Genomic DNA, 14085 nt, shown 5'->3' on the forward strand with positions numbered 1-14085 from the left:
TGAAGATAGCGCGCCCGTTGGGCAGCATCTCCCCAGTTATGCAAAAACGATGGATCCGGAAGCCTGCGCCCGACCCTGAAAAGGTCCGGCACCTGGCCGACGCCTTGCGCGTCAATCCTTCCATTGTGGCCCTGCTGTGCCAGCGCGACGTCTGCACCTTTGAGGAAGCCCGCGCATACTTCCGCCCCTCCCTGGAGGAACTGCCCGACCCCTTGCTGATGCGCGACATGGACCGTGCCGTAACCCGCCTGCAGCACGCCCTGCACGCCGGGGAAAAAGTACTGGTGTTCGGCGACTACGACGTGGACGGGACTACCTCTGTGGCCGTGGTGTATGCCTATCTGCACGCCTTTTTCGGGTCGGAGCGCATCGACTACTACATTCCGGACCGCTACAAAGAAGGTTACGGCATTTCGGACGCCGGCATTGACTTTGCCGCTGACAACGGCTACGCCCTGATTATTGCGCTGGACTGCGGCGTGAAGGCCGTGGATAAAATAGCCTACGCCAATACCAAGGGCGTTGATTTTATCATTTGCGACCACCACTTACCTGGTGATGAGCTGCCGGCGGCCATAGCTGTGCTGGACCCCAAGCGCGCCGACTGCCCGTATCCGTTTAAGGAGCTTTCCGGCTGTGGCGTGGGCTTTAAGCTGATGCAGGCTTTCTGCCAGCACCTGGGTCAGGACGAGGCCCCGCTGCACGAGCTGCTGGACTTATTATCGGTGAGTATTGCGGCGGATATCGTGCCCATTACCGGCGAGAACCGCACGCTGGCTTACCACGGCCTGCGCCTGCTCAACGACGCCGCGCACCCCCAGCGCCCGGGCCTCGATGCCCTGCGGGACCTGGCCGGGCTGCGGGAAAGCAAGCTCAACATAAGCAGCCTGGTCTTTGGCTTCTCGCCCCGCATTAACGCGGCCGGCCGCATGGGCGACGCCAAGCGTGCGGTTTCTATGCTGCTGGCCCAGAGCAAGGAAGAAGCCTTTGAAAAGGCCAGTGTAGTAGACAAAACCAACCAGGACCGCCGCGGCTTCGATACGCGCATCACCAAGGAAGCTCTGGACATGATTGAGGCCGACGCCAGCATGCTCACGGCCCGCTCCACGGTGCTCTACAACGAAACCTGGCACAAGGGCGTCATCGGTATTGTAGCGTCCCGCTGCCTCGATAAGTATTACCGGCCCACCATCATCCTCACCGAAAGCAACGGCAAAGCCACCGGCTCGGCCCGCTCCGTAATGGGGTTTGATGTGCACCAGGCCATTCTGGAATGCGCCGATTTGCTGGACCAGTTTGGTGGGCACATGTACGCGGCCGGCCTCACGCTGCCGGTAGAAAACGTGCCCGCTTTCCAGCGGCGCTTTGAGGAAGTAGTGTCGGCGCGCATTACGGATGAGCAGCTGATTCCGGCGGTAGAAATTGATGGGGAATTGGCCCTGAGCGACATCACCATGAGCTTCTACAAGCTGCTCTGCCAGATGGAGCCCTTCGGTCCCGGCAATGCCAATCCCACCTTCGTTTCGCACGGCGTACACGCCCAGCCCGACTCCGCGCGGATTGTGGGCACTTCGCACCTGAAAATTGTGCTCACGCAGGATGGCCACCACAGCGTAGATGCCATTGGCTTTGGCCTGGGCGACTTCCTGCCCCAGATACAAGAGGGCCGCCCGTTCAGCGTGTGCTATACGGTGGAGCTGAACGAGTACCGCGGCGTAAAAACTCTGCAGCTGCGCCTGAAAGATTTGCGCTGGGAAGAGTAGAACTTGCGTCTCTATCTTTTTCGATTGTTAATGCCACTTGCGCGGTTTTACCGAGCAAAAGTTTGAACTATATGGTTGTATTAGTACGCATTGAAGTCAAAAAATAAATTATTAAATAGTGAAAATAGCATCATCTAAATCTGCCTGGTTTATAGCCACTTCAATTCTTTTTTTAATGCTTATATTGGTTTTTATAGATGATAATATAAACAATTTCACACTATCAATAATAATATTATTTTCTATGTTTGGTCTTCTTTATACTTCATTGTATTTTTCTGTAATTGTTCTAACAGACAATGAATTATTTATAAGGTACCCAATGATGCCATTGAAAAGGGAGGTTTATTATAATTTACATGATATAAATGATGTAAAAATTGTTTATGCTAAATTATTTACACTTCAAATAACTCTTAACAACCAATGTGTAAAGAAGTATTTTATCTTACCGCTTTCTTCAAATAAGCTTGAGGCTTTTATTTTCACTTTAAGAGAAAGTGGTATAGAAACAAGGGTGTATTAATTTATAAAAAAATATTTGTAATTAAAATTAATATTGCATGTATAAATTATTAATGTGATTAACATGCTAAATAGTGAATAGATAATTAATTGACAACCCTGTCTACCTACCATGAGAAAAGGATACGCATTGCTGGCCCTCGGGCTTAGCCTGAGTGGAGTAGTACAGGCCCAGCAAGCCCCGGCGGGCTATCAGATTGGGGTGAACCTGCAGCAGGTAGAAAACGACCGGATAAAGATTGTGGTGAAAACTCCGCCTGTGCGCGAGGGCAAAGCCACCTACGTGATGCCCAGTGTGGTGCCCGGCTCCTACTCCAAGAAGGACTACGGACGTTTTATCACGGGTTTTCAGGCCTATGATGCCAAAGGCCGCAAGCTGAAAAGCAGCCGCGACGGCAACAACGTCTACATCATTGACAAAGCCCGCACCCTGGACCGCATCGAGTACCTGGTAGACGACACCTGGGACTCGAAAGACAACAGCAACTTCATTTTCCAGCCCGGCGGCACCAACATTGATGCCGGCCGCAACTTCGTGCTCAACCACTACGGGCTGTATGGCTATCTGGAAGGCTACAAAATGCTGCCCTACCAGGTAACCATTGCAAAGCCCGCCGAACTGTATGGCGCCACCTCCCTTACCCGGCAGCCCGCCTCGCCCACCCAGGATGTATTTACGGCCAGCAGCTACGTGAGCCTGGCCGATGCCCCCATTATGTACAGCCGCCCCGATACGGCCAGTTTCATAACCGGGGGCGCCCGCATTTCGGTGTCTGTCTTCTCCGAAACGGGCCTGGTAAAAGCCGCGGAAGTACGGCAGGCCATGCAGCCCATGGCTGAGGCCCTGGCCAAATTCTTTGGCCGCATGCCCGTTCCTGCCTACCACTTTATCATGTACTTCCCGGCGTTTTCCTCGCCGGTAGTCAATAAGCAGGGTGGGTTTGGAGCCATGGAGCACTCGTACTCCTCGGTATACTTCCTGCCCGAAATAGCCGATGCCGAGCGCACCCGCTCCCTTATCCGGGAAGTAGCCTCCCACGAGTTTCTGCACATTCTGACCCCGCTGAACATGCACAGCCGGGAGATAGGGGAGTTCGATTTCCGCAACCCCCAAATGTCGCAGCATTTGTGGCTGTATGAGGGCGTAACGGAGTACTTTGCGCACCTGGTGCAGCTGCAGGGCGGCCTCACGCAGGAAGAGGATTTCCGCAAGGAGATGAAGAGCAAGATTGAGCAGGCCCAGAAGTACGGCGACGTCTCGTTTACCGTGATGAGCCGCCAGATTCTGGAAAACACCTACAAAGACATGTACGAGAACGTCTACAAGAAAGGCGCGCTCATTGGTTTTCTGCTCGATATCCGCATTCAGGAGCTCACCCAGGGCCGCCTCACGCTGCGCGACGTGCTGTTGCAGCTGGCAAAGAAGTACGGCCCCGAGCGCCCCTTTGAAGACGACCAGCTGATAGGTGAAATCGTGGCCCTCACGCACCCCGACGTACGCCAGTTCTTCACCGATTACGTGCAGGGCAGCCAGCCCCTGCCGCTCAGCGAGTACTTTGAAAAAATAGGCTGGCGCTACGCCCCCAAAGCCCGCGTGCTGGTAAAGGCCTTCGGCGAGTTGGGCTTTAAGTATGACCAGGACAAGCAGGAGTTTATTGTGGCCCAGACCCGCGCCGAGCGCAACGGCTTCGGCCTGCAGAACGACGATGTAATTCTGCAGGTGAATGGCACGCCCCTCTCCATAGAAAATGCCGAGAAGCTCCTCCGGCCGTTGGTGGAGCCTGCCACCGACGGCAAAGTGCGCATTACCTACCGCCGCGGCAGTACGCAGCAGCAGGTAGAAGCTGCCCCGCAGGAGTTGGAAGCCGAGATGAAGAACCTGGTAGAGCCCTTATCCACCCCCACGCCGGCGCAGCGGGCCCTGCACGACCAGGTACTGCGCACCCGCGCCTAGCTGCCGGGGCGGCGGTAAAGGCAGCGCGGCCAGCGCGCCGCCTATTTACCCAGACTCAGGGGTAGCAGGTAGCCCACCTGCAGCATAAAGGCGTCGTTGAATGCCTTGGGCTCGTTGTCGATATCTTTGGTGTCAATCAGGGAGTTAAAGCCGCGGTTGTAGCGCAGGCCAATGCTGAGGCCGCTTTCGGTCTGGTAGCCCAGGCCGGCCACCGCGCCCAGGTCGGCACTGGCCAGGTCCGATTTACTGTCGCCGGTATCCTTCTCCACCCGGTCTTTCTGGCCGTTGTTATACTTGGTCGTGATTTCCGTATCGGAACTGGAGCGGGCCAGGTAACCGAACTGGGGACCCAACTCAAAGAACAGGCCGCCGGTGTTGATCTTGCCCAGCACCAGCACGTCAATATAAGTCAGCACCCGGGTTTGCTCGAACGAGTATTTGTCTACACCCTCGGCGAGGCCCGATTTCTGCTCCGTTTCCAGCTGATAGCCGCGGCGGTTTAGCAGCACTTCGGGCTGCACGGAGAAGAACCCATCGCTCGAAACCGGAATCTGAAGGAATAATCCCGCGTTAAAGCCCAGCTTGCGCTGGTCCTGGCTGGTATTGTAGTTGGGGCCGGCAATCTGCTCCACGTCATTGCCGGCCAGCTTCGCGTAAGTGGCCCCGGCTTTCACGCCCAGGCGCATACCTGCCGGATCTTGGGCCTGCGCCGTGGCTGCGCCCAGCACAAGCAGAAAGGTTAGGATCTTTTTCATATACCGTTTATAATGGGTATGATACAGCACTAGAAACCCTGCGTTACAAGTAGGCAGAGAAAGCAGAAAAATCAGGCCGGGGTATGAAAGCGTGCGGGTAGGTGTAAAAGGAAAGGCCGGTTTCCTAGCGGGGTTGCTGCTTCCGATACCCCGGCTAAAGCAGCGTAGAAACCGGGTATTGGCCGAATGATAGATTTTACATTGGAGTAATTTTTATTCCGAAACACCCCGCCATGCAGGGTCTTTCGGCAACCCAGGTATCTATTACTATAATGTAAATGACTGCTAATTACTTAGTTAATATACGCTCCGGACTGCCAGAGGGAATTGACCACTATCACGCACGCAAATGATAAAAATCAATATTAGGCTGACCTGGGAAACGGCAGATAACCCCGGCGGGCGGATCTACGTCCTGCTTTCACCCGCGGGCTGCTACGGCTACCCGTTCGGCTTTGCTACCTTTGCTTCCGATGATTCTGAAAGCTGAACACCTGATCAAGAAATACAAGTCGCGCACGGTGGTTAACGACATGAGCGTGACGGTGGGCCAGGGCGAAATCGTCGGGCTGCTGGGGCCCAACGGCGCCGGTAAAACCACCTGCTTTTACATGATTGTGGGCATGGTGAAGCCCAATGAAGGCCACATCTACCTCGACGACGAAGAAATCACCAATCTGCCCATGTTTCAGCGGGCACGGCGGGGCGTGGGCTACCTGGCGCAGGAAGCCTCCGTGTTCCGGGACCTGACCGTGGAGGAGAATATTCTCTCCGTGCTGGAAATGACCAAGCTTTCCCGGCAGGAGCAGCTGGATAAAGTGGAAGAATTGCTGAACGAATTCAGCCTCACGCACGTGCGCAAAAACCTGGGCCGGGTGCTGAGCGGCGGCGAGCGGCGGCGCACCGAAATAGCCCGGGCCCTGGCCGTAAACCCCAAATTTGTGCTGCTGGATGAGCCCTTTGCCGGCGTAGACCCCATTGCCGTGGAAGAAATCCAGGGCATCGTGGCCAAGCTCAAGCACAAGAACATCGGCATCCTCATCACCGACCACAACGTGAATGAAACGCTCAGCATCGTGGATCGGGCATATCTGCTGTTTGAAGGCAAGCTGCTGAAGGCCGGTACCGCCGAGGAGCTGGCCGCCGATGAAACCGTGCGCCGCGTGTACCTGGGCAAGCATTTCGAATACAAGCGCAAAATTTAACCAGGCCGACTATCGAAAAGGGGTAGGAGAGCAGAGACCAGTCGGAAAAGTGGCTGTTTCCATCTGAAACGGTAACTTTCTGGCGGTGGTGTGGGTAAAATGGCCACCAAATAGGCTTGAGCGCCTTTCCATTTATTCCTGATTCTGTGATTAGCAGTATTCTGACGTGGGCCATGCAGCGGCGCCTGACCAGCATCAACCATTTCCGCGAGCATCCCCTGGAAGTGCAGGAGCAGGTATATGCCAGTCTGCTGCAGCAGGCTCAGAACACGGAATGGGGCCGGCAATACGGCTACGTTGATGCGCCCTCGCGGCGGGAGTTTAGCCAGCGGGTACCCGTGAGCAGCTACGAGCAGCTATACCCATACCTGGAACGCATGCTGCACGGCGCTTCCGATGTATTGTGGCCCGGTGCAGTAGAGTGGTTTGCCAAATCCAGCGGTACCACCAATGCCCGCAGCAAGTACATTCCCATGTCGCCGCAGTCTTTGCACGAGTGCCACTACCGCGCCGGGCGCGACATGGTGGCCATGGCCACCAGTCTGTATCCGGAGGCCGATGTACTGGCCGGCAAAACCCTTTCCCTGGGTGGCACGCACGCCAGCAACCCCTTCCGGCCAGGTACCGGCTCGCGCGTGGGTGATGTTTCGGCGGTAGTGATGCAAAACCTGCCGGTGTGGGCCGAGTTTCTGCGCACCCCGCCGCTGGAGCTGGCCCTGCTGGATGAATGGGAGGAGAAAATTGAGCGGATTGCCCGCCATGTGCAGCACGTAGACGTTACCACCCTGGCCGGCGTACCCACCTGGATGATTGTGCTGCTTCGCCGCGTAGTGGAGCTGTCTGGGGCGACTGATATCAGCGAGGTGTGGCCCAATCTGCGGCTGTTTCTGCACGGGGCGGTGGCCTTTGGACCCTACCGGGAGCTTTTCCGCCAGCTGATTCCCAGCGCGCAGATGCGCTACTTGGAGATATACAACGCCTCGGAAGGCTACTTCGCCTTTCAGGATCAGCCCGATTCGGAGGACATGCTTCTGCTCCTCGACCACGGCGTGTACTACGAATTTCTGCCCGCGGATCAGTTTGAAGCCGAAAACCCGCAAACAATTTTGCTGGAGGAAGTGGAGCTGGGCAAAAGCTATGCGCTAATCATCAGCACTAATGCCGGCCTGTGGCGCTATAAAATTGGGGATACCGTGCGCTTCACCTGCCTGGCGCCCTACCGCATTCGTATCACCGGCCGCACCAAGCATTTTTTAAATGCCTTTGGCGAGGAGGTGGTCATAGAAAACGCCGAGGCCGCGCTGGCCGCTGCCTGCCAGGCCACCGGCGCCCTGGTGCGTGACTTTACGGCCGCCCCCATCTACTTCGAAACCGACAGCAACACCTCCCGTGGGGGGCATCAATGGCTGATAGAGTTTGCCCAGCCGCCCAGCAGCCCCGCGCACTTTGCCCAGGTACTAGACCAGACGCTACGCAGTTTAAACTCTGATTACGATGCCAAGCGCCACCGCAATCTGGCCCTGGCAGCTCCCCAAATTACCGCGCTGCCGGCCCGTACGTTTGAGCAATGGCTGGCTAATAAAGGCAAGCTGGGCGGCCAGCATAAAGTGCCGCGCCTAAGCAACTCGCGCGAGGTAGTGGATGAGATTCTAATCCAACTAAAAGATTAGTTGTAAATTACGGGAGGCCATCTTATCCCTTGACTGGTATCCCCATGCAGCGTGCTTCTCTCCATTACCTCGGGTTTCTAAGCCGCTACCACAGTTGTATGTACCCTTTGTTTGTGTGCATAGGGCTGCTGGGAAGTTGTGCTACGCTTCATGGGCAGCAGCCAGCAGCGTCTAAACCGGCGCCCAACCGCTTTGATACCAAAGGGGAAAGGAAGGGAAAGTGGCAGGAGTATTTTGATGCGCACAACACCCAGCTGGCCTCGCAGGGGCGGTACCGGCACGGCCACCCGATAGGTCGTTGGCGCTACTATGGGCCGCAAACGGGCCTGGAGCGGGTAGAGCGCTACCACTGGCTGCAGCCAGGGGTGCTCACGCTCACGTATTATCACCCAAGTGGTACTATAGCCAAGCAGGGCCGGGCCCGGATAGCGTCAGAGCCTGATGGCATTCATTTTTATTGGTATGGTATCTGGCGTATCTATAACCCGGCAGGAGAGCCAATACAAGAGGAGGAGTATGTAGTAGGGAAGCTCTTTAGCCGGAAAGCAATAAAAAAAGTGAGAAAATGAACTTAGCTGGAGAATCCAGGATTATGCTAAAACCCGTAGAATCAGCTATATAAGCTTTATATTATTTATCGGATATATTAATCCGGATAAGTATAATTCTTATAGAATAAGTTCTATATTAGTGACAAGGTTCTCCCCCTAAAATCCCCGCCCTGTGTCCACTGTTGCAACTCACTCCCAAAATCGGTCGTCGGGCCGGAGCCGGCGTTATTATTCCAGCCGGCAGAAATCGAGTAAGACGCTCACCAATAAGATAGTCCTGGGGTTTCTGGGCTTTTTATTGCTGACGCTGCTGGTTAGTTTAATTGTAATTGCGGTAAAGACCACCATGGCGGGCGAGGGGGCTATAAAGCACAGCGCGGCGCTGTGGCCGGTTACTACCTTGGGCCGCAGGCTTGGCTGAGCAGGAAAGCGGTAAACCGTCGGCTGCTATTCGTCCAGAATGCCACCTACCAGGTTGCCCAGTACGCCGCCGCTTTCTTTGCGGGCATTGGTGCCGTTGGGCATCAGGGCCTGAATCAGCTTCTTCACGGGCATCGATTGCAGCCATACGCGGCCGGTGCCGCGCAGGGTAGCCAGCAATAGCCCCTCACCCCCAAAAATCATCGATTTCAGGCCGCCGGCCCGCGTGATGTCAAAGTCGATGCCGGGCTCAAAGGCTACCACGCAGCCGGTATCTACGCGGAGCAGCTCGTTATGGAGGTGCTTCTCGATGATGGTGCCGCCCGCGTGAATGAAAGCTTTGCCGTCGCCGGTGAGTTTCTGCAGAATAAAACCCTCGCCGCCGAAGAAGCCAGCGCCCAGCCGCCGGTTGAAGTGAATGGCAATCTTAGTGCCCCGGGCGGCCGCCAGAAAACCATCTTTCTGCACAATCAGCCCTTGGGGCAGCAGGCGCAAATCAATAGGGAGAATAGTACCCGGGTAGGGCGCCGAGAAGGCCACGCGGCTTTTGCCATGGCTGCCCCGGTGCGTGAAGTGCGTCATAAACAGAGACTCACCCGTAATCAGGCGCGAGCCGGCCGAAAACAGCTTGCCCATTAAGCCCTGATCGGGCTCGGAGCCGTCGCCCATTTTAGTTTCGAAAGCAATGGCCTCCTCCATGTACACCATGGCGCCCGCCTCGGCAATGACGGTTTCCTGCGGGTCGAGCTCTATTTCCAATACCTGAATATCGGAGCCAAGAATGCGGTAGTCAATGTCGTGGGCTTGCATAGCGGGTCAGTAAGTTTGCGGACCCAAGTATAGCAAACTGCCGATAAATAGCGCTTACCCGGCGGATTCAATATCTGCTCCAAGCCCGGTGCTGCTGGCCAGAACACCGGGCTTGAGGCATTTCATAGGCTGGGCACGATGTTATTCATCCTCCACGGTATCCATGGCGCTATCTGAAACATCTTCGGTGGCGGCGTCCTCGGCTTTGCTGGCCTTTTTCTTAGCCTCCCGGCTGGTGCGGCGCATAAAATCTTCTTCCGATTCTTCGGGCTCCTGGGCTGCCGAGTCTTCTACCGGGAATTCTTCCTCGTCTTTCTCGCCAAACTGCCCGTCGCGATTCACCAGCTTTTTGTCGCGCACGTGGCGGTTCAGGAAGGTGTTAATTTCCTCAATAGAATAGTTGGAGGTGATTTCGCCCAGCGGGTTTACCTTGATTTCAAACCCTTCCAGATCCTTATGCACCTTGGCCTTTTTCTCGGGGTCGACGGTTTTTTTCTTATTGACGGGTTTCTTAGCCATAACATCCAGCGTGGTTCGTGAAGAGAAAAGCCGGCGCCACCCTCATAAGCACGAAGGCCGCTCCGCAGCAATGCTGTACGAAGCGGCCCCGGTGGCGGATGCCTTTAGGCAGAAATGCTGGTTAAGCTGAAGCGTGAGCGGCTAGGTTGCTAATGGCCGTTTCCAGCCGCTGCGCGGTTTCTTCCGCGCCCAGAATGCTCATAATGGCCATTAGATCGGGGCCAGCGGCGGCGCCGGTTACGGCCACGCGCAGGGCCTGCAGTACCTGGCCTATTTTGATGCCCTGGCGCTCCAATACCTGCGTGAGCAGGGCCTTAATGCCATCAGCCGTCGTGTCGGCGGCTGCAGGTAGCTGCTGGGCAAACTCAGCGAGGGCGCCGGCTACTTGGGCATTCCATTTTTTGCTGATCACCTGCTCATCGTAGCTGGTGGGGCGGTGGAAGAACAGCTGTGCCTCTTTGGCCAGATCAGCCGGGAAGGTGGCGCGCTCTTTCACCAGCGCCGCAATCTGCTCGGCTTTAGCAGGGGGCACGTCCAGGCCCTGGGCCTGGAGGGCGTTCAGCAGGTACTGGGCCAGCTCCGCATCGGGTTTGGCGCGCAGGTATTGCTCGTTGTACCAGCGCACTTTGTTCTGATCAAAGCGGGCCGGGGATTTGCTCACGCGCTCAATGGTGAAAGTCGCAATCAGCTCGTCCATGGTAAACAGCTCCTGCTGCGTGCCGGGGTTCCAGCCCAGGAAAGCCAGGAAGTTGATGAAGGCTTCGGGCAGATACCCGCTTTCACGGTAGCCGCTGCTCACGGTAGGTTCGCCGGTTTCGGCGTCTTTGCCGTGCCATTCCAGCGGGAATACTGGAAAGCCCAGCCGGTCGCCGTCGCGCTTGCTTAGCTTGCCGGTGCCGTCAGGCTTCAGCAGCAGGGGCAGGTGGGCAAACTGCGGCATGGTGCTTTCCCAGCCAAAATAGCGGTACAGCAGCACGTGCAGCGGCGCCGAGGGCAGCCACTCTTCGCCCCGAATCACGTGGGTGATTTCCATCAAATGGTCATCCACGATGTTGGCCAGATGGTACGTGGGCATACCGTCGGACTTCATCAGCACCTTATCATCCACGCTGGAGGAGTGCACCACTACCCAGCCCCGGATCAGGTCGTTGAAGCGGATTTCCTCCTTGCGGGGCACTTTCAGGCGGATTACGTAGGGCGTATTGTTGTCGAGCAGTTGCTTTACCTCGTCTTCAGGCAAGGTCAGCGAGTTGCGCATCTGGGCGCGTGTGATGCTGTTGTACTGCGGATTGGGCACTTTAGCGGCCGTGAGGCGGGCGCGCATGGCGTCCAGCTCCTCCGGCGTATCAAAGGCATAATAGGCATGGCCGCTGTCCAGCAGCTGCTGGGCATACTGCAGGTACATGGGTTTCCGCTCGCTCTGCCGGTAAGGGGCGTGGGGGCCGGGAGTTTCGGTCCAGGGGCTTTCATCCAGCGTGATGCCGCACCATTCCAGGCTCTGGCGGATGTAGTCTTCGGCGCCGGGCACAAAGCGGTTCTGGTCGGTGTCCTCGATGCGCAGCAGCATTTTGCCGCCCAGCTTGCGGGCCAGCAGGTAGTTGTAGAGCGCGGTGCGCACGCCGCCAATGTGCAGCGGTCCGGTGGGGCTGGGCGCAAAGCGCACCCGTACTTCTCTTTCCATAATACAGTCGGTTCGCGGCGTTTTCGGGTGGGAAAACGCCGTGCAAAGGTAGGTAATTAGCCGGGGCGGTAACAGCTGCGGCCACAGGAATACGCCACTAGATCAGTCAGACGATATCCAGCTCAAAATGCGCCAGCAGCCCCGGTAGACTATGCAGGGAAAAACGGGCGTTTTTCACCTCATTCTGGGCTGGATCCAGCAGCACTTCCTGTGCGGTAGAGAAATCAGCGCCTACCAGCCTGGTTTGCCGGAAAACGGTACGGCGTAGCAGGCAATCCTGAAAAGCGGCATTGGTCAGATCAGCCTGCGTGAAGTCGGCTTCCTGCAGCGAGCAGCCCACAAATCGGGTATTCGGCAGGGCGCGGCCGTAGAACGAGGCATAGTCCAGCTGGCAGTAGTCGAAATGCACGCCAAACAGCATGTCCCGGCATACCTGGAATTGCAAACCGATGAGCTTGCAGCCGGCAAAAGCTACGTTCTGGAAGGCTGTATTGGCAATGCTGGCCCCCGCCAGATTACAGTTCTCTAACAGGCACTCACTAAAGCGCCAGCCGCTCAGGTTGGTCTGGCTGAAATCGAAGCCGATGAAGTGATAGTCCTCAAACTCGCGCTGGCCGGCCAGCTCCGGTGGCAAAGTGCGGGTCAGCACCTGCTCGGCCGGAAAATAAGAGGGTTTGCGCAGTGGTTTGGGCGGCTTACGTGAAGCAGGCGGCCGCATCAGTCCCGATTTCGATAGAGCATGAATAAGAGCAGGCCCAGGGCAGTAATGCCTCCCCGAATAGCCCAGGAGACCGTACTGCCCCACTGATCAATCCAGGTCAGGAACATGAATTTCATGCCCAACAAAGGCAGCAGCAACGACACAAACCCAATAATGAGCAGTCCCAGACCTAACTCTTTCATACACGCCGATAAAAAACTGACAACCTGAACTACCAGGCAGGAGCAGACCCCTGCTACGACCAAGCTAAGCCTTCCGGAGCAGATTGTCTACTGCGCTTTTACGGCAATACAGGATATTTCTACCTGCACATCCTTGGGCAGGCGGCTTACCTGCACGGTTTCCCGGGCCGGCGCATACTCCTTGGAGAAATAGCTGCCGTAAATTTCGTTGATGAGAGCAAAGTTGCCGAGGTCCGTTACGAAGATGCTCGTCTTTACCACATCCGCCAGCGTCAGACCGGCCGCACCCAGCACGGCCTGCAGGTTGCGCATTACCTGATGGGTTTCCACCACTACGTCGCCGTTGCCGGTTAATTGCCCGGTTGCAGCATCCAGGGCTATCTGGCCCGAAACATAAACGGTATTGCCCGCCTGAATAGCCTGGCTGTAAGGACCAATGGGAGCGGGGGCTTCAGGAGAGTACAGGATAGTATGCGCCATGAGCAACGAGGAAATGAAGGGTGGAAGTCTATCTTTAAGCCCCCAAAGTAAACAACTATGCATCTGTTTATCGTTGAAGGCAGCCATCTGGAAGCGGAGCTGCGCCGTAAATTCGGTCCGCAACATACCTACGACTTCTGCCCGGGCACTTCCTTCGACCTGCTCACGCGCCTGGGCGCGGCCGACGTGGCCTTCGACCTGCGCCCCTGGCCGGAACTGCATTATGAGCGCCCCCGCCAGCCTCTGTTTTACGACACTACCCGGCACTCGCTGGCGCAGCTATTTCATCACGAAGAAGCGCCCTTAGGCCCCGTATTTGGTTTGTGCGCCGTGCCCACCCTGCTGGACCGGCGCCTGCTGGAAGTAAGCCTATACAATGCCGCCGATGCCCCGGCACTGGCCACTGTATGTGCTGGCCTGGGCACCGAGTACCGGGTAGTAGCCGAGCGGGTAGGGCTGGTAACGCCCCGCATCGTTTCCATGATTATTAACGAAGCCTGCTACACCCTGCAGGAAGGCACTGCTTCGGTGCAGGATATCGATTTGGGGATGAAACTGGGCACCAACTACCCGCACGGCCCCTTTGAGTGGGCTAATGCTATTGGGGTGGCCCGGGTATATGATATTCTGGAAGCGCTCTATCAGGATACGCACGAGGAGCGCTACAAAGCCTGCCCGCTGCTGAAGCATATGGCTTTGCGTGGGGAGTCTTTTGCGTTAGCAGTTTAGGGCAAACTCCGGTACCAACAGGGGGTACCCAAGACCGGAAGAAGCACGTTGGCGCCGCTTAGGCTGGCCGAAAAAGAAAAAGGGAAGTACCGACCGGTACTTCCCTTTTTAGGCTTTGAA

General features: G+C 56.5%; 13 protein-coding genes. 6 read left to right on the top strand and 7 right to left on the bottom strand.

Annotation, left to right across the window (positions count from 1 at the left end; genetic code table 11):
• Positions 1–38: 38 nt before the first annotated feature.
• Together recJ and PK28_RS02005 are read left to right on the top strand one after the other, a co-directional pair.
• Positions 39–1763 (top strand): single-stranded-DNA-specific exonuclease RecJ, encoded by a 1725-nt coding sequence (gene recJ, locus PK28_RS02000; RefSeq protein ID WP_044510876.1) that lies wholly within the window; start codon positions 39–41, stop codon positions 1761–1763.
• 637 nt (positions 1764–2400) lie between these two features.
• A complete protein-coding gene (locus PK28_RS02005; RefSeq protein ID WP_082016910.1) occupies positions 2401–4242 on the top strand; it encodes a M61 family metallopeptidase in 1842 nt (613 codons plus the stop codon).
• Between the two features lie 41 nt (positions 4243–4283).
• Here the strand turns inward: PK28_RS02005 and PK28_RS02010 are convergent, their stop codons facing one another.
• On the bottom strand, positions 4284–4997 hold the full coding sequence (locus PK28_RS02010) for a porin family protein (protein WP_156126196.1): 714 nt from the start codon (positions 4995–4997) through the stop codon (positions 4284–4286).
• Between the two features lie 473 nt (positions 4998–5470).
• Between PK28_RS02010 and lptB the strand changes: the two genes are divergently transcribed.
• From lptB to PK28_RS02025, 3 genes are all read left to right on the top strand, one after another.
• Complete coding sequence (lptB, locus tag PK28_RS02015) at positions 5471–6202, top strand: LPS export ABC transporter ATP-binding protein (protein WP_044510882.1); 732 nt, start codon at positions 5471–5473, stop codon at positions 6200–6202.
• Positions 6203–6375: 173 nt separating this feature from the next.
• Positions 6376–7872, top strand: a complete 1497-nt coding sequence (locus PK28_RS02020) for a GH3 auxin-responsive promoter family protein (protein ID WP_044516087.1) — start codon at positions 6376–6378, stop codon at positions 7870–7872.
• A 44-nt stretch (positions 7873–7916) separates the two neighbouring features.
• Positions 7917–8441 (top strand): toxin-antitoxin system YwqK family antitoxin, encoded by a 525-nt coding sequence (locus PK28_RS02025; RefSeq protein ID WP_156126197.1) that lies wholly within the window; start codon positions 7917–7919, stop codon positions 8439–8441.
• Between the two features lie 429 nt (positions 8442–8870).
• On the opposite strand, the gene PK28_RS02030 is transcribed toward PK28_RS02025, so the two are convergent.
• From PK28_RS02030 to PK28_RS02055, 6 genes are all read right to left on the bottom strand, one after another.
• Positions 8871–9653, bottom strand: coding sequence for a TIGR00266 family protein (locus PK28_RS02030; protein WP_044510888.1), 783 nt, complete (start codon positions 9651–9653; stop codon positions 8871–8873).
• Positions 9654–9794: 141 nt separating this feature from the next.
• Positions 9795–10172 (bottom strand): hypothetical protein, encoded by a 378-nt coding sequence (locus tag PK28_RS19665; RefSeq protein WP_044510890.1) that lies wholly within the window; start codon positions 10170–10172, stop codon positions 9795–9797.
• Between the two features lie 121 nt (positions 10173–10293).
• Positions 10294–11853, bottom strand: a complete 1560-nt coding sequence (gene gltX / locus PK28_RS02040) for a glutamate--tRNA ligase (protein ID WP_044510893.1) — start codon at positions 11851–11853, stop codon at positions 10294–10296.
• A gap of 106 nt (positions 11854–11959) precedes the next feature.
• Positions 11960–12571 carry a pentapeptide repeat-containing protein gene (locus tag PK28_RS02045; RefSeq protein WP_048825443.1) on the bottom strand — a complete coding sequence of 204 codons (612 nt, stop codon included), beginning with the start codon at positions 12569–12571 and terminating at the stop codon, positions 11960–11962.
• Complete coding sequence (locus PK28_RS02050) at positions 12571–12756, bottom strand: hypothetical protein (protein ID WP_044510895.1); 186 nt, start codon at positions 12754–12756, stop codon at positions 12571–12573. Before PK28_RS02050 ends, PK28_RS02045 begins: the two co-directional genes overlap by 1 nt.
• A gap of 87 nt (positions 12757–12843) precedes the next feature.
• On the bottom strand, positions 12844–13236 hold the full coding sequence (locus PK28_RS02055; protein ID WP_044510898.1) for a RidA family protein: 393 nt from the start codon (positions 13234–13236) through the stop codon (positions 12844–12846).
• A 57-nt stretch (positions 13237–13293) separates the two neighbouring features.
• Here PK28_RS02055 and PK28_RS02060 point away from each other — a divergent pair, with 57 nt between their 5' ends.
• On the top strand, positions 13294–13965 hold the full coding sequence (locus tag PK28_RS02060; RefSeq protein ID WP_044510902.1) for a 3-hydroxyacyl-CoA dehydrogenase family protein: 672 nt from the start codon (positions 13294–13296) through the stop codon (positions 13963–13965).
• The last annotated feature ends 120 nt before the right edge of the window (positions 13966–14085 follow it).

The organism is Hymenobacter sp. DG25B (genome assembly GCF_000801315.1).
Classification (GTDB): Bacteria; Bacteroidota; Bacteroidia; order Cytophagales; family Hymenobacteraceae; genus Hymenobacter.